Annotated in this window: 16 protein-coding genes; 9 read left to right on the top strand and 7 right to left on the bottom strand. The window is 54.7% G+C overall.

Annotated elements, in window-relative coordinates:
- Positions 1 to 112: 112 nt before the first annotated feature.
- The 5 genes from alaS to mltB all read right to left on the bottom strand — a co-directional run bounded on the left by alaS (position 113) and on the right by mltB (position 6,370).
- Positions 113 to 2,740 (bottom strand): alanine--tRNA ligase, encoded by a 2,628-nt coding sequence (gene alaS, locus FHD02_RS03090; protein WP_220393557.1) that lies wholly within the window; start codon positions 2,738 to 2,740, stop codon positions 113 to 115.
- 128 nt (positions 2,741 to 2,868) lie between these two features.
- Entirely contained in the window at positions 2,869 to 3,369 is a 501-nt protein-coding gene (gene recX, locus FHD02_RS03085) for a recombination regulator RecX (RefSeq protein WP_061382321.1), read from the bottom strand.
- 73 nt (positions 3,370 to 3,442) lie between these two features.
- Positions 3,443 to 4,507, bottom strand: coding sequence for a recombinase RecA (gene recA / locus FHD02_RS03080; RefSeq protein ID WP_042310549.1), 1,065 nt, complete (start codon positions 4,505 to 4,507; stop codon positions 3,443 to 3,445).
- 92 nt (positions 4,508 to 4,599) lie between these two features.
- Positions 4,600 to 5,097 (bottom strand): nicotinamide-nucleotide amidase, encoded by a 498-nt coding sequence (gene pncC, locus FHD02_RS03075; protein WP_137361197.1) that lies wholly within the window; start codon positions 5,095 to 5,097, stop codon positions 4,600 to 4,602.
- Positions 5,098 to 5,290: 193 nt separating this feature from the next.
- Positions 5,291 to 6,370: a lytic murein transglycosylase B gene (gene mltB / locus FHD02_RS03070; RefSeq protein WP_220393556.1), complete on the bottom strand. Its 1,080-nt coding sequence runs from the start codon at positions 6,368 to 6,370 to the stop codon at positions 5,291 to 5,293.
- Positions 6,371 to 6,635: 265 nt separating this feature from the next.
- On the opposite strand from mltB, the gene srlA reads away from it, so the two are divergent.
- The 7 genes from srlA to gutQ all read left to right on the top strand — a co-directional run bounded on the left by srlA (position 6,636) and on the right by gutQ (position 11,557).
- Positions 6,636 to 7,199 (top strand): PTS glucitol/sorbitol transporter subunit IIC, encoded by a 564-nt coding sequence (gene srlA, locus FHD02_RS03065; RefSeq protein WP_003825953.1) that lies wholly within the window; start codon positions 6,636 to 6,638, stop codon positions 7,197 to 7,199.
- Positions 7,196 to 8,167, top strand: a complete 972-nt coding sequence (locus tag FHD02_RS03060) for a PTS glucitol/sorbitol transporter subunit IIB (protein WP_042310556.1) — start codon at positions 7,196 to 7,198, stop codon at positions 8,165 to 8,167. The genes srlA and FHD02_RS03060 overlap by 4 nt, the downstream gene beginning before the upstream one ends.
- Positions 8,168 to 8,180: 13 nt before the next feature.
- Positions 8,181 to 8,543, top strand: coding sequence for a PTS glucitol/sorbitol transporter subunit IIA (gene srlB, locus FHD02_RS03055; protein WP_137361198.1), 363 nt, complete (start codon positions 8,181 to 8,183; stop codon positions 8,541 to 8,543).
- 17 nt (positions 8,544 to 8,560) lie between these two features.
- The gene (gene srlD / locus FHD02_RS03050) at positions 8,561 to 9,340 is read left to right on the top strand and encodes a sorbitol-6-phosphate dehydrogenase (RefSeq protein ID WP_003037345.1); all 780 of its coding nucleotides are present in this window, start codon (positions 8,561 to 8,563) and stop codon (positions 9,338 to 9,340) included.
- Positions 9,341 to 9,395: 55 nt separating this feature from the next.
- Positions 9,396 to 9,755, top strand: coding sequence for a transcriptional regulator GutM (gene gutM / locus FHD02_RS03045; RefSeq protein ID WP_137361199.1), 360 nt, complete (start codon positions 9,396 to 9,398; stop codon positions 9,753 to 9,755).
- A 70-nt stretch (positions 9,756 to 9,825) separates the two neighbouring features.
- The gene (locus FHD02_RS03040) at positions 9,826 to 10,599 is read left to right on the top strand and encodes a DNA-binding transcriptional repressor (protein ID WP_137361200.1); all 774 of its coding nucleotides are present in this window, start codon (positions 9,826 to 9,828) and stop codon (positions 10,597 to 10,599) included.
- Entirely contained in the window at positions 10,592 to 11,557 is a 966-nt protein-coding gene (gene gutQ / locus FHD02_RS03035) for an arabinose-5-phosphate isomerase GutQ (RefSeq protein WP_137371075.1), read from the top strand. Before FHD02_RS03040 ends, gutQ begins: the two co-directional genes overlap by 8 nt.
- Here the strand turns inward: gutQ and norR are convergent.
- A complete protein-coding gene (gene norR, locus FHD02_RS03030; protein WP_085048872.1) occupies positions 11,554 to 13,071 on the bottom strand; it encodes a nitric oxide reductase transcriptional regulator NorR in 1,518 nt (505 codons plus the stop codon). The genes gutQ and norR overlap by 4 nt on opposite strands.
- A gap of 187 nt (positions 13,072 to 13,258) precedes the next feature.
- Between norR and norV the strand changes: the two genes are divergently transcribed.
- Together norV and norW are read left to right on the top strand one after the other, a co-directional pair.
- Complete coding sequence (norV, locus tag FHD02_RS03025; protein ID WP_220393555.1) at positions 13,259 to 14,707, top strand: anaerobic nitric oxide reductase flavorubredoxin; 1,449 nt, start codon at positions 13,259 to 13,261, stop codon at positions 14,705 to 14,707.
- The gene (norW, locus tag FHD02_RS03020) at positions 14,704 to 15,837 is read left to right on the top strand and encodes an NADH:flavorubredoxin reductase NorW (RefSeq protein ID WP_137361203.1); all 1,134 of its coding nucleotides are present in this window, start codon (positions 14,704 to 14,706) and stop codon (positions 15,835 to 15,837) included. Before norV ends, norW begins: the two co-directional genes overlap by 4 nt.
- A 96-nt stretch (positions 15,838 to 15,933) precedes the next feature.
- Here the strand turns inward: norW and hypF are convergent, their stop codons facing one another.
- Entirely contained in the window at positions 15,934 to 18,174 is a 2,241-nt protein-coding gene (gene hypF / locus FHD02_RS03015) for a carbamoyltransferase HypF (protein ID WP_220393554.1), read from the bottom strand.
- Positions 18,175 to 18,184: the final 10 nt, after the last annotated feature.

Raw genomic sequence — 18,184 nt, 5'->3', positions numbered from 1 at the left:
AAACCTAAGTTTAGCCGATATACACAACTTCAACCTGACTTTATCGTTGTCGATAGCGTTGATGCAAACGCTGCGGATTGAAGCCCGCAGCGTCGACTTACGCTTATAGTTATTACAGTTTTGCGCTGACCCAGCCTTTCACACTGGCTAACGCTGCAGGCAGAGCCGCTGCATCCGTACCACCGGCTTGCGCCATGTCCGGACGACCGCCACCCTTACCGCCTACCTGCTGAGCGACCATACCAACCAGCTCCCCTGCTTTCACACGGTCTGTCACATCCTTAGACACACCAGCAATCAGAGAAACCTTACCTTCAACTACCGTTGCCAGAACGATAACGGTAGACCCCAGTTGATTTTTCAGATCATCAACCATGGTACGCAACATTTTCGGCTCAACGTCCGCGAGTTCACTGACCAGCAGCTTCACGCCGTTGATATCAACCGCTTTGCTGGAGAGATTTGCACTCTCCTGCGCCGCAGCCTGTTCCTTCAATTGCTGCAATTCTTTTTCGAGTTGACGCGTACGTTCCAGTACAGAACGCACTTTATCACCGATATTCTGGCTATCGCCTTTCAGCAGCTGCGCGATATCGCTTAAGCGGTCGCTCTCAGCATGCACGGTTTGGATAGCGCCTTCACCGGTTACGGCTTCGATACGACGAACGCCCGCCGCCGTGCCTGACTCAGACACAATGCGGAACAGACCGATATCCCCCGTACGGCTGGCGTGAGTACCGCCACACAGTTCGGTGGAGAAATCGCCCATACTCAGAACGCGCACGTGGTCATCATATTTCTCGCCAAACAGCGCCATTGCGCCTTTGGCTTTCGCCGCTTCCAGATCCATGATGTTCGTTTCAATCGGCAGGTTGCGACGAATTTGCGCATTCACCAGATCTTCAACGGCACGAATTTCAGCAGGCTTCATGGCTTCGGTATGAGAGAAGTCGAAACGCAGCACTTTATCGTTAACCAGCGAGCCTTTCTGTGCCACATGGGTGCCCAATACCTGGCGCAGCGCCGCGTGCATCAGGTGCGTTGCGGAGTGATTCAAACGGATACGCGCACGACGAGCTTCATCCACATCAGCCTGCACTGCATCGCCAATTTTCAGAGAACCCGCAGACAGTTTGCCGATATGACCAATCGCCTGGCCATATTTTTGCGTGTCGCTCACGGCAAACGCAAAGCCCGCACCTTTCAGTTCGCCCTTGTCGCCAACCTGACCACCAGATTCCGCATAGAACGGAGTCTGATCCAGTACGACAACGGCATCCTGACCCGCATTTATTGCGTCTACCGCTTTACCATCAACAAACAGCGCAGTCACTTTGCCGTTCAGTTCCAGGTGCTCGTAGCCTTTAAATTCTGAGGCACCATCAACGCGAATCATTGCATTGTAGTCTGCGCCAAAACCGCTGGCTTCACGCGCACGACGGCGCTGTTCTTCCATTGCAGCTTCAAAGCCCGCTTCGTCAACCTTGATGTTACGCTCGCGGCAAACGTCTGCCGTCAGGTCAACCGGGAAACCGTAGGTGTCATACAGACGGAATGCGGTTTCACCATCCAGCGTATCGCCAGACAGTTTTGCCAGTTCTTCGTCCAGCAGCGCCAGACCACGCTCCAGCGTACGCGCAAACTGCTCTTCTTCGGTTTTCAGAACCTGCTCAACCATAGCCTGTTGACGCTGCAGTTCTTCACCTGCTGACCCCATGACTTCCACCAGCGGACCAACCAGCTTGTAGAAGAAGGTATCCTTCGCGCCCAGCATGTTGCCATGACGTACCGCGCGGCGAATGATACGGCGCAGCACATAGCCACGGTTTTCATTCGATGGGACAACGCCATCGGCAATCAGGAATGCACAGGAACGGATATGGTCGGCGATGACGCGCAGCGATTTATTGCTCAGATCGGTCGCACCGGTAACTTTCGCTACGGATTCAATCAGTGAGCGGAACAGGTCAATTTCATAGTTGGAGTTAACGTGTTGTAGCACGGCCGCAATACGCTCCAGACCCATACCGGTATCCACGGACGGCTTCGGCAGCGGTTCCATGGTGCCGTCAGCCTGACGGTTGAACTGCATAAAGACGATGTTCCAGATCTCAATGTAGCGATCGCCATCTTCTTCTGCGCTTCCCGGAGGGCCGCCCCAAATGTGGTCGCCGTGATCGTAGAAAATTTCGGTACACGGACCGCAAGGACCGGTATCACCCATCTGCCAGAAGTTATCGGATGCATAGGCCGCGCCTTTGTTATCACCGATGCGGATGATACGTTCGCGCGGAATACCGACTTCTTTTTCCCAGATTTCATAGGCTTCATCGTCAGTTTCATAGACGGTAACCCACAGACGCTCTTTTGGCAGGGCAAACCAGTTTTCACCGGTCAGCAGTTCCCATGCGAATTGAATGGCGTCGTGTTTGAAATAATCGCCGAAGCTGAAGTTGCCCAGCATTTCGAAGAAGGTGTGGTGACGTGCAGTGTAACCGACGTTTTCCAGGTCGTTGTGCTTACCGCCCGCACGTACGCAACGCTGCGAGGTAGTTGCGCGGGAATAATTACGCTTGTCGAGGCCAAGGAAAACATCCTTGAACTGGTTCATCCCGGCGTTGGTAAACAACAAAGTAGGGTCATTGTTCGGTACCAGGGAGCTGCTGGCAACTACCTGATGTCCTTTACTATGGAAAAAATCGAGAAACGCCTGACGGATCTCAGCGGTGCTCTTGCTCATAATTATCCTGAAGAAATCAAGCTAACGAAATGTCATTACCAGCATCGACACGTAAACTGCGCCTCTGGCAATCGAAAAGTGGGAATAAGATAAGTTTTCTTTACTGGGAAGTAAAATCCCGTATGCGCTCAATCGTCAAAATTTCGCCATATTGCCTGAATATCTTCCATCAGATAGCCGCGATAGAGCAAAAAACGCTGGACCTTTACCTTATCTGAAAAATCCACTGGTAAAGGTTCACCGTATTTCCGGATTGCCTGCTCGCGCGCAAGTACTGCCCAGTCAATTTCACACTCGCGCATGGCGCGCTCGATAGCCTCACGCGAGATCCCTTTCTGGCTGAGTTCCTGCCGCACTCGCGCAGGCCCATAGCCTTTACGGCTACGGCTGGCGATAAACTGCTGAACGAAGCGGTCATCATCCAGATAACGACTTTCAATGCACCAGGCAATGACCTTGTCGTAATCTTCCGCAGAAGCATCAATGTCTTCCGGTCCATGTTTACCCATCACCGGCGCGGCCAGTTTACGCCGTAGTTCCTGCTCGCTGTGATCGCGCATTGCCAGAATACGCACGGCGCGGTCGAGCAGTCGGGAATAAGCGGATCGGCGGGAAGTTGCATCTGTCATAGTGAACCTTCAGAAATGCAAAAGGGCTGCATGATATGCAGCCCTTTACTATTATGCGATGTAAAACAGATTATCAGAAATCTTCGTTCGTTTCTGCTACGTCTGCACCACCGTCATCAACGGAGAAATCTGGCGTTGAATCCTGGTTATTGAGCAGTAACTCGCGCAATTTCTTCTCAATCTCTTTTGCGGTTGCCGGGTTTTCTTTCAGCCAGTTGGTCGCATTCGCTTTACCCTGACCGATTTTCTCACCGTTATAGCTGTACCATGCACCGGCTTTTTCAATCAGCTTCTCTTTCACGCCCAGGTCAACCAGTTCGCCATAGAAGTTGATACCTTCACCGTACAGAATCTGGAATTCAGCCTGTTTAAACGGCGCGGCAATTTTATTCTTCACGACCTTAACGCGGGTTTCGCTACCGACCACGTTGTCGCCCTCTTTCACTGCGCCGATACGACGAATGTCCAGGCGAACGGAGGCGTAGAATTTCAGCGCGTTACCACCGGTAGTGGTTTCCGGGTTACCGAACATCACGCCAATTTTCATACGGATCTGGTTGATGAAAATCAGCAACGTGTTGGACTGCTTCAGGTTACCGGCCAGCTTACGCATCGCCTGGCTCATCATACGCGCCGCAAGGCCCATGTGAGAGTCGCCAATCTCGCCTTCGATTTCCGCTTTCGGCGTCAGCGCCGCCACGGAGTCGACAACGATAACGTCAACCGCGCCGGAACGCGCCAGCGCATCACAGATTTCCAGCGCTTGTTCACCGGTATCCGGCTGGGAACACAGCAGGTTGTCGATATCAACGCCAAGCTTACGGGCATAGACGGGATCCAACGCGTGTTCCGCATCGATGAACGCACAGGTTTTACCTTCGCGCTGTGCGGCGGCGATAACCTGCAGAGTCAGCGTCGTTTTACCGGAGGATTCAGGCCCGTAGATTTCGACGATACGGCCCATTGGCAAACCGCCCGCGCCCAATGCGATATCCAGAGAAAGCGAACCGGTGGAGATAGTTTCCACATCCATGGAACGGTCTTCACCCAGGCGCATGATGGAGCCTTTACCGAATTGCTTTTCGATCTGACCCAGCGCTGCCGCCAACGCTTTCTGTTTGTTTTCGTCGATAGCCATTAATTACTCCTGTCATGCCGCTTTCGGGGTAAACCGCGAAACGTGAAAGATAATGTTCTGTTGAGGCAATTATACTGTATGCTCATACAGTATCAAGTATTTTGTAGAAATTGTTGCCACAGGGTTTGTAACGCATAGGCAGTCGCCTGCCGACGTACCGCATCGCGATCGCCGCTGAAGCATTCCCTGCGCGTCACGCCCTCGCCGCTTGCGCTGGCAAAGGCAAACCACACCGTACCTACAGGCTTTTCCTCACTGCCGCCATCCGGCCCCGCAATGCCGCTGATCGAGACCGCGAAATGCGCGCGGGCCGCTTTTAGCGCGCCAATCGCCATTTCCACGACAACAGGCTCACTCACCGCGCCATGCTGGGCCAGCGTCTCTTCGCGCACGCCGATCATCTGCGCTTTGGCTTCGTTGCTGTAGGTCACAAACCCGCGTTCAAACCAGGCGGAGCTGCCAGCAATATCCGTAATGGCTTTGGCCACCCAGCCGCCGGTGCAGGATTCTGCCGTCGTAACGGTCGCCCCGCGCGCTTGCAGCGCCAGGCCAACCTGCTCGCTTAACTGCATCAGTTCACTGTCGGTCATTTCAGCCTCTGTGAGTTAAAAAAATATGCCGGACAAGATAGCACTTTCACAACCAATGTGGGGATGGGGAGAACGTTTTACGAGGGGGATTCCAAAAATTGATCCGTTGCATAAATAAGACCTGCCGGATGGCGATGTCAGAGCATCTTATCCGGCCTACCAGCGATATCTTCCGGTAGGCCGGTTGACGCGATTACTGTACGCGCGCCAGCGCTACCGCCTGACCCAATTGCCACACGGCCATCGCGTAGTGCGTACTGTGGTTGTAGCGGGTGATCGTGTAGAAGTTCGGCAGTCCGTACCAGTACTGATAACCGGTGCCAATGTCCAGGCGCAGCAGGCTGGCCTGCTGATGATTCCCCAACGACTGCTGCGGCGTCAGTCCCGCGGCGGCAAGCTGTGAAATGCTGTACTGAGTTTTAAAACCGTTCGCCAGCCCGGGGGCCTGGCCATTCGCCGGCACCGCGACCATATCGCCTTTCACCCAGCCATGGCCTTTAAAATAGTTCGCCACGCTACCGATGGCATCTACCGGATCCCACAGGTTAATGTGTCCATCGCCATTGAAATCAACGGCATATTGTTTATAGGAAGACGGCATAAACTGGCCGTAGCCCATCGCACCGGCGAAGGAACCTTTCAAATCGAGCGGATCGTCGCTTTCATCCCGCGCCATCAACAGGAAAGTTTCCAGTTCGCCGGAGAAGTACTCCGCACGACGAGGATAGTTAAAGGACAGCGTCGCCAGCGCATCGAGAATTCGCGTTTTGCCCATCACGCGGCCCCAGCGCGTCTCCACGCCAATAATACCGACGATAATTTCCGGAGGAACGCCGTAGACCTGCCACGCGCGGTTCAGGGCATCTTCATATTGATTCCAGAAGGCTACGCCGTTTTGTACGTTGTCCGGGGTGATGAATTGTTTGCGATAACGCAGCCATGCGCCGTTAGGTCCGGCTGGCGGTTGCGTCGTCGGCGCCTGACGGTCCATTAAACGTAATACCGAATCCAGGCGCTTGGCCTGCGACAGGATCTCCTGCAACTGCTGACGGTCAAAGCCGTGCTTGTTCACCATTTTCTCGATGAACTGTTGCGCGTTCGGGTTATTGGCAAAATCGCCGCCCGTTAGCATGACATTATGCTGTGGCTCAAGCAGGAAACCGCCGGATGGCGTACCCGTAGTCGTTTGAGTCTCTGAAGGTTTAGGTTTGCTGCTACAGGCAGCAAGCAATACGAAAAGGGGAAGTAACGCTACATAACGACGCTTGAACATGAGACATCCATTAAACAAATTCAGCCTGGGAGAAGTATGGTAAAGCATCCTCCGCCATACAAGGAAGCAGTAGTCGCTCTGCTTCACAGAATTTTCCCCCTCTTACACTTCCGACCGTCATATTTGCGAGCGCTTACACAATAACTTTCACATTAAAATATTTATCTTTCATTTTGAGATCAAAATAACACTTTTAAATCTTTCGATCTGATTAAAATTAGTTTCCGTTTGGCAAGATAACTAAAATACCCTACAGGAGAGAATAATGATCGACACCATCACACTCGGTGCTGAGTGGTTTATCGGGCTGTTCCAGAAAGGCGGAGAGGTGTTTACCGGCATGGTGACCGGTATCCTTCCCCTGCTGATTAGCCTGCTGGTCATCATGAATGCGCTGATTAACTTTATCGGCCAGCAGCGTATTGAACGTTTTGCCCAGCGCTGCGCCGGAAACCCACTATCCCGCTATCTGCTACTGCCGTGCATCGGCACATTTGTGTTTTGTAATCCGATGACGTTGAGCCTGGGCCGTTTTATGCCAGAAAAGTACAAACCCAGCTACTACGCTGCGGCCTCTTATAGCTGCCATTCCATGAACGGCTTATTCCCGCACATCAACCCCGGCGAGCTGTTTGTCTATCTGGGTATCGCCAGCGGCCTGACGACGCTGGGGCTTCCTCTTGGCCCGCTGGCGGTGAGCTATTTGCTGGTCGGCCTGGTGACCAACTTCTTCCGCGGCTGGGTGACCGATTTCACCACCGCCATTTTCGAGAAAAAAATGGGCATTCAACTTGAGCAGAAAGTTCATCTGGCGGGAGCAACATCATGACGCGTATTCGTATTGAAAAAGGCACCGGCGGCTGGGGCGGCCCACTTGAACTGGATGCTGTGCCGGGCAAGAAAATTGTCTATATCACTGCCGGGACTCGCCCTGCGATTGTCGACAAACTGGCGAACCTGACCGGTTGGCAGGCCGTTGATGGTTTCAAAGAGGGCGAACCGCCGGAGAATGAAATTGCTGTGGCGATCATCGATTGCGGCGGCACGCTACGCTGTGGGATCTATCCCAAACGTCGCATACCCACGATAAATATTCACGCCACGGGGAAATCCGGTCCGCTGGCCCAGTACATTGTTGAAGATATCTATGTCTCTGGCGTGAAAGAAGAAAACATCACGGTTGTCGGGGAAGCATCCGCTGCGCCACAGCCTGCAAGCAGCACTATCGGTCGCGATTACGACACCAGTAAAAAGATTACTGAACAAAGCGATGGTCTGTTGGCAAAAGTCGGTATGGGCATGGGGTCAGCCGTTGCTGTCCTGTTCCAGGCCGGTCGCGACACTATTGATACCGTTCTGAAAACCATTCTACCGTTTATGGCGTTCGTCTCGGCGCTGATCGGCATCATCATGGCTTCTGGTCTGGGAGACTGGATAGCCCACGGTCTCGCACCGCTCGCCAGCCACCCGCTGGGACTGGTGACGCTGGCGCTGATTTGCTCTTTCCCGCTGTTGTCGCCTTTCCTCGGCCCTGGTGCGGTCATCGCCCAGGTTATCGGGGTGCTGATCGGCGTACAGATTGGCCTGGGGAACATCCCTCCCCATCTGGCGCTACCGGCCCTGTTTGCCATTAATGCGCAAGCGGCATGCGATTTTATTCCGGTGGGATTATCGCTGGCCGAAGCGCGTCAGGACACGGTCCGCGTCGGTGTGCCATCCGTCCTGGTAAGCCGCTTCCTGACCGGCGCGCCTACCGTTCTCATCGCCTGGTTTGTATCCGGCTTTATTTACCAATAAGAGGCACTCAAAAATGACCGTGATTTATCAAACCACCATCACCCGTATCGGACAGAGCGCCCCGGACGCACTTTGCGACCAGATGTTGATCACCTTTCGTGAAGGTGCGCCAGCGGATATCGAAGAGTTTTGCTTCATCCATTGCCACGGAGAGCTGAATGGCGCTTTGCGAGCTGGGCTCCAGTTTGAGCTAGGCCAGCATCACTACCCGGTCACCGCCGTTGGCAGCGTGGCGGAACAGAACTTACGTGAACTGGGGCATATCACCCTACGTTTTGACGGGCTCAGTGAAGCGGAATTCCCAGGCACCGTACATGTGGCGGGCCCTGTACCGGACGATATCGCGCCGGGCTGTATTTTGAAGTTTGTTGCTTAAGATTGAAGGAGAAAAAGATGAATCAGGTTGCCGTTGTCATTGGTGGAGGCCAGACCCTGGGGGCATTCCTTTGCCGTGGGCTTGCGACAGAAGGATACCGCGTCGCGGTGGTGGATATTCAAAGTGATAAAGCCGCCAACGTCGCGCAGGAGATTAACGCCGAGTTTGGCGAAGGCACAGCGTACGGTTTTGGCGCTGATGCCACCAGCGAACAGAGCGTGCTGGCACTGTCACGCGGAGTGGATGAAATATTCGGTCGCGTCGACCTGCTGGTTTACAGCGCGGGTATCGCTAAAGCCGCGTTTATCAGCGATTTTCAGCTTGGGGATTTCGACCGCTCGCTGCAGGTGAATTTGGTCGGTTACTTCCTCTGCGCCCGTGAATTCTCACGCCTGATGATCCGCGATGGCGTTCAGGGACGCATTATCCAGATCAACTCCAAATCAGGGAAAGTAGGCAGTAAACACAATTCGGGCTACAGCGCGGCAAAATTCGGCGGCGTGGGTTTAACCCAATCGCTGGCGCTGGATCTGGCGGAATACGGTATTACCGTCCATTCGCTGATGCTCGGCAACCTGTTGAAATCACCAATGTTTCAGTCGTTATTACCGCAATATGCGACCAAGCTGGGCCTTAAGCCAGATGAGGTGGAGCAGTACTACATTGATAAGGTTCCGCTTAAACGCGGCTGCGATTATCAGGACGTACTGAACATGCTGCTGTTTTACGCCAGTCCAAAAGCCTCTTACTGCACCGGGCAGTCCATCAACGTGACCGGCGGTCAGGTGATGTTTTAATGTTGAATTGCCGGATGGCTGCTGCGCTTATCCGGCAAAATCAAAGGAGTACATAATGGTTTCCGCACTGATTACCGTCGCCGCTATCGCCTGGTGCCTGCAACTGGCGCTCGGCGGCTGGCAAATATCCCGCTTTAACCAGGCGTTTGACAAACTCTGCCAGCAGGGCCGGGTTGGTGTAGGTCGTTCCGGCGGACGGTTTAAACCGCGCGTGGTCGTCGCCATTGCGCTTGATGAGCAGCAGCGGGTTACCGATACGTTATTTATGAAAGGTCTGACGGTATTCGCCAGACCCGGAAAAATTGCCACGATAATGGGCAAACATCTTGATGATTTACAGCCTGATGTGATCTTTCCCCATGATCCGTTATCACAGAATGCACTATCATTGGCGCTTAAACTGAAACATGGGTAATTTCGTTGTGAATGCTAATAGCTTGCGAAATTATCATTTTGCAACTTATTAAGTCAGGGTAATCACGCCTATGAAACCTCGTCAGCGTCAGGCTGCCATACTGGAGCACCTGCAAAAGCAGGGAAAATGCTCGGTTGAAGAACTGGCCCACTACTTTGACACGACCGGCACAACCATTCGCAAAGACCTGGTCATTCTGGAAAATGCCGGAACCGTCATTCGTACCTATGGCGGCGTGGTGTTAAATAAAGACGAATCCGATCCGCCTATCGATCACAAAACGCTAATCAACACGCACAAAAAAGAGCAGATTGCCGAAGCTGCCGTCCATTATATCCATGATGGCGATTCCATCATTCTGGATGCGGGCAGCACCGTATTGCAGATGGTGCCGATGCTTACCCGCTTTAGCAACATCACCGTCATGACCAACAGTCTGCACATTGTTAACGCCCTTTCGGAGTTGGACAACGAGCAAACCATCCTGATGCCCGGCGGGACCTTTCGCAAAAAATCTGCGTCATTTCACGGTCAGCTGGCAGAAAACGCCTTTGAGCAATTCAGCTTTGATAAACTCTTCATGGGTACCGACGGCATTGATCTCAATGCCGGCGTGACCACCTTTAATGAGGTGTTTAGCGTCAGTAAAGCGATGTGCAATGCCGCTCGCGAAGTGATTCTGATGGCCGACTCCTCAAAATTTGGGCGTAAAAGCCCTAATGTTGTGTGCAGTCTGGAAAGCGTCGACAAGCTGATTACCGATGCGGGTATCGACCCTGCATTTCGTCAGGCGCTGGAAGCAAAAGGGATTGAAGTAATCATAACCGGAGAAACCAATGAGTGATGCACTACTGAACGCGGGCCGTCAGACGTTAATGCTGGAACTACAGGAAGCCAGCCGACTGCCAGAGCGGCTGGGCGATGATTTTGTCCGCGCCGCCAATACGATCATCCACTGTGAAGGCAAAGTCATTGTCTCCGGGATTGGCAAATCAGGCCATATTGGCAAAAAAATTGCTGCGACCCTCGCCAGTACCGGCACCCCAGCCTTTTTTGTGCATCCCGCTGAAGCCCTGCACGGCGACTTAGGGATGATCGAAAGCCGTGATGTCATGCTGTTTATCTCCTACTCCGGCGGTGCGAAAGAGCTGGATCTCATCATCCCGCGCCTGGAAGACAAATCCGTCGCCCTGCTGGCAATGACCGGAAAACCGACTTCGCCGCTGGGCCTGGCGGCCAAAGCCGTGCTGGATATTTCTGTTGAACGTGAAGCCTGCCCGATGCGCCTGGCGCCGACCTCCAGCACCGTGAACACGCTGATGATGGGCGACGCGCTCGCAATCGCCGTGATGCAGGCGCGCGGCTTTAACGAAGAAGATTTTGCCCGCTCGCATCCGGCTGGCGCGCTGGGCGCTCGTCTGTTAAATAAAGTGCATCATCTGATGCGCCGTGACGATGCCATTCCGCAGGTGACTCTGACCACCAGCGTCATGGACGCGATGCTGGAGCTGAGCCGCACGGGCCTTGGTCTGGTGGCTGTTTGTGACGATGCGTCGCTGGTGAAAGGCGTCTTTACCGACGGCGACCTGCGCCGCTGGCTGGTTGGCGGCGGCGCGCTCACCACGCAGGTTAGCGAAGCAATGACCCATAATGGCATTACGCTGCAGGCGCAGAGCCGCGCGATTGACGCCAAAGAGATCCTGATGAAACGCAAAATCACTGCCGCACCGGTGATAGATGAAAACGGGAAACTCACCGGTGCTATCAACCTGCAGGATTTCTATCAGGCCGGTATTATCTAATCCTTCAGCCCCAGGCGTTTCGCCAGCCGGTGCAGGTTGGCGACGTCTGTTTCCAGCGCCCGCGCGCTTGCCGCCCAATTGTGATTATTTTGCGCCAAGGCCCGGCGGATCATCTCGCGCTGAAATGACTCCGTTGCCTCACGCAAATTGTGATGCTGCGGGATCTCTGCCACGACGTCCGGCTGCGGTACAGGGCTTTCATCCTGCAAGGCAAAATGCTGTGCCTCCAGCACCACCTCATCCCCTGCCCGGGTAGCCCTTGCCAGCACAACCGCCCGATGAATGGCATGTTCCAGCTCGCGCACGTTTCCGGGCCAGCCGTAACTCAGCAGATGATTACGCGCGCCGGGGCTTAACACCACGCGGGAAAGTCCCAGCCGCAGCCGACATTGCTCGCAAAAATAGCCCGCCAGCAGCACTACATCTTCGCCGCGCTCACGCAGTGGCGGCACGGAAAGGGGAAAAACGCTCAGGCGATGAAACAGATCTGCGCGAAAATTCCCCGCCAGCACCTCTTCGCGTAAATCACGATTGGTCGCCGCCAGTACGCGCACGTCAACGCGCAGGCTGCGATCGTCCCCCACACGCTGAATATCGCCATACTGTAATACGCGCAGCAGCTTGGCCTGCAACGCCAGCGAGAGTTCGCCAATTTCGTCGAGAAACAGCGTGCCGTTATCCGCCATTTCAAACTTACCGCTACGATTACTGATAGCCCCGGTAAAAGCCCCTTTTACGTGACCAAAAAGTTCACTTTCCGCCACGCTTTCGGGCAACGCCGCGCAGTTGAGATACACCAGCGGATTCACCGCACGCGGCGAACCTTCATGGATAGCTTTGGCTACCAGCTCCTTCCCGGTCCCGGTTTCGCCGCTGATCAATACGTTGAGATCGGACCCTGCAACAATCTCAATCTCTTTTTTCAACTGCATCATATTGGGCGACAGGCCAATCATCTGGGTTTCCGTCACCTGCTCGAAAGCCGTCGACGAACCCGGCAGCATATTCTGGCTTTCCAGTTGTTCAATCAGCAACGCATTACTCAGCGCCCCCGCCGCCAGGGCGGCAATCAGCCTCAGCTCTTCATCGCTGAAGACATCGAACTGATCGGGCTCCATGCCATCCAGCGTTAACGCACCAATCAGATTTTGTCCGGCAAACAACGGCAACCCAATGCAGGCATGGACCTTCAGGCTCTCCTGACCCGGGATTAACCCGTCATAAGGATCGGGCAGATCGCTGTCGGCAGGAAAACGTACCACGTCCCCGGCGCGGGCAATCGCCTCCAGCCGCGGATGTCCCTCCAGCGTGAAGCGGCGGCCCAGAACATCCTGCGCCAGGCCATCGATAGCCAGCGGGATAAACTGTCGTGACTCGTAGCGCAGCAGTGCCGATGCGTCGCACTCCAGCACCTGGCGTAAGGTCGTGATCAGGCGCTGAAAACGGTCCTGATGTCCGATACCGCTTTGTAATTCAATGGCGATACCCGCCAGCACATCTACTGAAAAGCTCATGGCAACCTCATTGTCATTTTGACAATTCATATTGTCATATCGACAATGAAATAAACAGTCATTTTGACTACCAATTTATAGGAAGCAAATAATAAATTATTAAAAATCAAACAATTAAAAAGTTGGCACGCAACCTGCAATTAACAAAATATCTTTTTAGAAAAACGCTGAATTAATTGAGGTTGCTATGTCTATTCTGGTTAAAAATAACATTCATTGGGTTGGCCAACGTGACTGGGAAGTGCGTGATTTCCACGGCACTGAATACAAAACGCTGCGCGGCAGCAGCTACAACAGCTATCTCATCCGTGAAGAAAAAAACGTGCTGATCGATACAGTAGACCATAAGTTTAGCCGTGAATTCGTGCAGAACCTGCGCAGTGAAATTGACCTCGCGGATATCGACTACATCATCATTAACCACGCAGAAGAAGACCACGCCGGAGCGCTGACCGAACTGATGTCCTGCATCCCGGACACGCCAATTTACTGCACCGCTAACGCAATTGATTCCATCACCGGCCACCACCATCATCCGGAGTGGAACTTCAACGTGGTGAAAACCGGTGATTCTCTGGACATCGGCAACGGCAAACAGCTGATCTTTGTTGAAACGCCGATGCTGCACTGGCCTGACAGCATGATGACCTACATGACCGGCGATGCGGTACTGTTCAGTAACGACGCCTTCGGCCAGCATTACTGCGACGAACGCCTGTTCAACGACGAAGTTGACCAGACCGAACTGTTCGAACAATGCCAACGCTACTACGCCAACATCCTGACCCCGTTCAGCCGTCTGGTGACACCGAAAATCACTGAAATCCTCGGCTTCAACCTGCCGGTGGATATGATTGCGACTTCTCACGGTGTGGTATGGCGCGAAAACCCAACGCAGATCGTTGAGCTGTACCTGAAATGGGCGGCCGATTATCAGGAAGACCGCATCACCATCTTCTACGACACCATGTCCAACAACACCCGCATGATGGCGGACGCCATAGCCCAGGGCATCAACGAAGTTGACCCGAACGTGGCGGTGAAAATCTTTAACGTCGCACGTAGCGACAAAAACGAAGTCCTGACCAACGTCTTCCGCTCTAAAGGCGTGCTGGTCGGTACTTCCACCATGAACAACGTGATGATGCCGAAAATCGCCGGACTGGTGGAAGAGATGACCGGCCTGCGTTTTCGTAACAAACGCGCCAGCGCCTTTGGTTCTCACGGCTGGAGCGGCGGCGCAGTTGACCGCCTGTCCACCCGTTTACAGGATGCAGGTTTTGAGATGTCGCTTAGCCTGAAGGCGAAATGGCGTCCGGATCTGGATGCACTGGAACTGTGTCGTCAGCACGGTCGTGAAATTGCACGTCAGTGGGCGCTTGCTCCGCTGCCGGAAACGACCGTCAAAGCGGCAACCAAAGAAGAAGAGTGCGCCTGTGCAGCTGCGGCTGCCGCTGACCTTGGCCCAAGCATGCAGTGCAGCGTGTGTCAGTGGATTTACGATCCAGCAAAAGGTGAACCGTTGCAGGATGTCGCGCCAGGTACACCGTGGAGCGACGTGCCGGATAATTTCCTGTGTCCAGAATGTTCATTAGGTAAAGACGTCTTCGACGTATTGGCAACGGAGGCAAAATGAGCCGCGAAATTGTCATTATTGGTTCGGGCTTCGCCGCCCGCCAGTTAGTCAAAAATATCCGTAAACAGGATGCAACTGTTCCGTTGACCCTGATTGCCGCTGACAGCATGGATGAGTACAACAAGCCGGATCTCAGCCACGTTATCAGTCAGGCACAGCATGCAGACGACCTCACCCGCCAGTCGGCGGGGGAGTTTGCCGAACAGTTTAACTTGCGCCTGTTCCCATACACCTGGGTGACCGACATCGACGCCGATGCCCACATCGTGAAAAGTCAGGACCAACAGTGGCAGTATGACAAGCTGGTTCTGGCGACGGGAGCTTCAGCCTTTGTGCCTCCAGTTACCGGACGTGAGTTAATGCTCACACTGAACAGCCAGCAAGAATACCGCGCCTGTGAAACGCAACTGCGTGATGCCCAGCGGGTACTGATTGTCGGCGGTGGCTTGATTGGCAGTGAACTGGCGATGGATTTTTGTCGTGCCGGTAAAGCGGTGACGCTTATCGACAACGCCGCCAGCATTCTGGCTTCGCTGATGCCGCCGGAAGTCAGCAGTCGCTTACAGCATCGTCTGACCGATATGGGTGTGCATCTGCTGCTGAAATCACAGCTTCAGGGTCTGGAAAAAACTGAATCGGGTATTCGCGCCACGCTCGATCGTAGCCGCAGCGTAGAAGTCGATGCGGTGATCGCCGCCACCGGTCTGCGCCCGGAAACGGCGCTGGCCCGTCGCGCGGGATTGAACATCAATCGTGGCGTCTGCGTCGACAGCTATCTGCAAACCAGCCACCCGGATATTTATGCGCTCGGCGACTGTGCGGAAATTAACGGTCAGGTGCTGCCGTTCCTGCAGCCGATTCAACTGAGCGCCATGTATCTGGCGAAAAACCTGCTCGGCGGCAATGCGCCATTGAAGCTGCCTGCCATGCTGGTAAAAGTTAAAACGCCGGAACTGCCATTACATCTGGCAGGGGAAACCCAGCGTCGCGATCTGAACTGGCATATTGCCGCTGAAGCGCAAGGTATGGTGGCCAGAGGAATGAACGAAGAAGGCCAGCTATGTGCGTTTGTGGTCAGTGAAGACCGGATGAAAGAAGCCTTTGCGCTGCTGAAAACATTGCCCATGTAAGTTTGTGATGCCGGATGGCGGCGCTTCGCGCCTTATCCGGCCTACGAGCAAGCATCTATTTGTAGGCCGGATAAGGCGCAGCCGCCATCCGGCATCTTACCCTTCCGCGAACGCCCGCGCCGCGGCAATCACGCCCTGCCCCAGAGATAATCCCCCATCCCCCGCCGGTAAACGCTGCGGAAACAGTAAGGTGAAATCAGCCAGATAAAATGCCAGCCGCGATGACAACAAACGGTTATGCATCACGCCACCGCTGAATACTAACGTCTTCACGCCACGCGCTTCGGCCTGCTCACGCATCAGCGTGGCAAACCCACACGCCAGCGCATCATGAAACGCCCACGCCCTTGCTGCAGACGCCCCCTGCCAGTTCAGCCATTGCTGCCAAAACACAGCCAGGTCAAGTTCATTACCTTGCAACGGGATGGTTACCGGATGCTCAACACCATCACATTGCGAGGCCAACGCCTCCAGCGCGCAGGCGGCCTCGCCTTCATAACTCAATGAAGTCGGAGCGCACTGGAGCGCGGCGGCAACGGCATCAAACAGCCGTCCGCACGATGACGCCGGCGGGGCATTGATCCCCCGCTCAATGGCGCGTGCCAGCACGTTCCAGTTTTGCTGTTGCAGCGCCGATGTTTCCGGGTAACGCTGCCAGTCAGGGACAAAACGCAGACACTGCGCGAGCAGGTTACGCCACGGCTGCTTTGCCGCCAGATCGCCGCCCGCCAGCGCGACCGCGGGTAAGCCACCCAAGTGTTCGCATTCACGATAGTTGACCCGCAAACACTCTCCGCCCCACAGCGCGCCGTTTGCCCCCATGCCGATACCGTCTACCGTCAGAGCAATCACGTCGCCACCGTCCAGCGGCCAACCGTGCTCGGCAAGGCTCGCAGCGGCATGCGCATGGTGATGCAGCACCGTTTCGGTCGGCAGATTCATCTCACTGGCCCACTGGCTGGAAACATAGCCGGGATGGGCGTCATGCACAATACGCTGTGGCGTAAAGTCATAAATGTTCTGGATCAGGTGCAGCGCATCACGCCACTGCTGCTGGATGCCGTCATCACTGAGATCGCCCAAATGCTGACTGATAACCGCCTGTTCGCCGCGCACCAGACAGAAGGTATTTTTTAGATCCGCGCCTAAGCACAGCATCGGCGGCACGTCGCGAAATCCCGGCGGCAGTGCTATCGCATCCGGCACGTAACCCCGCGAACGGCGCAGCATTTCCCCGCTTTCACGCACCACGGAGTCATCCATACGCTGCACAATTTCGCGGTTATGCAGCAGGAAACCGTCGGCAATCTCGCGTAAATCTTCCAGCGCCTGCGCGTTGGTAATGGCTGGCGGCCTGCCGCTGAGGTTGCCGGAGGTCATTACCAGCGGGCAATTCATCTCTTGTAACAGGAGATGCTGCAACGGATTCGCTGGCAACATGACGCCAACTTCCGTTAACCCTGGCGCAATTCCCTCGCTCAGTGCCGCTACACAGCGTTTCTGCACCAGCACGATCGGCGCGGCAGGGGCGGTTAACAGACGACGTGCGGCTTCAGGTAGCCCGTCATCGCCAGGCAGCATCACTGCCAGAGGTTTTGCCGGACGGTGTTTGCGCAGCCTGAGTAGCGCTACGGCGTTATCATTTCGCGCATCGCAAACCAGATGAAATCCACCAATGCCTTTCACAGCGACAATGCCGCCCGCTTTTAGCAACGCCACCGCCGCCTGCAGCGCCTCTTCTTTTTCCGCTCTCTCACCCGCGCTTAGCCACTCAAGATGTGGACCGCATTGCGGGCAGGCAACGGGTTGGGCGTGAAAGCGACGGTCGTAGGGATCGCGATACTCTGTATCGCATTGCGAACAGAGAGGGAAGGACGCCATCACGGTAAACGGACGGTCGTACGGCATGGCGCGGATAATCGTAAAACGCGGACCACAATGGGTACAGTTGATGAAGGGGTAGCGATAGCGACGTTCGCCGGGAGTGTTCATTTCAACAAGGCATTCGGGACAAGTCGCGGCGTCCGGGACAATTTGCGTATTCATCGTGCCGCCTGCACTTTGGCGAATCGAGAAATCGGCAGGCTGCTGCGTCCAGGCGAATGGTTCGCTCTCAATGCTATCAATGCGCGCCAGCGGCGGACAATGTTGATGCAATTGCGCAATAAACTCCGCCGGATCTTCCTGTAAGCGCACCACCACACCGTCACCGTCGTTGCACACGTCGCCATGCAGTTGCAGGCGCTGCGCCAGTTGCCAGACGAAGGGGCGAAAGCCGACGCCCTGTACCTTACCGCGAATACGCAGTTGTACGCCGGAGTGGTTGTTGATTGTCATTATGTCCTTC

The sequence above is a fragment of the Citrobacter sp. EC_71 genome (genome assembly GCF_019584005.1).
Classification (GTDB): domain Bacteria; phylum Pseudomonadota; class Gammaproteobacteria; order Enterobacterales; family Enterobacteriaceae; genus Citrobacter; species Citrobacter werkmanii.
The sequence above is the reverse complement of the archived record's forward strand: the minus strand, read 5'-3'. Positions and strand labels throughout refer to the sequence as shown.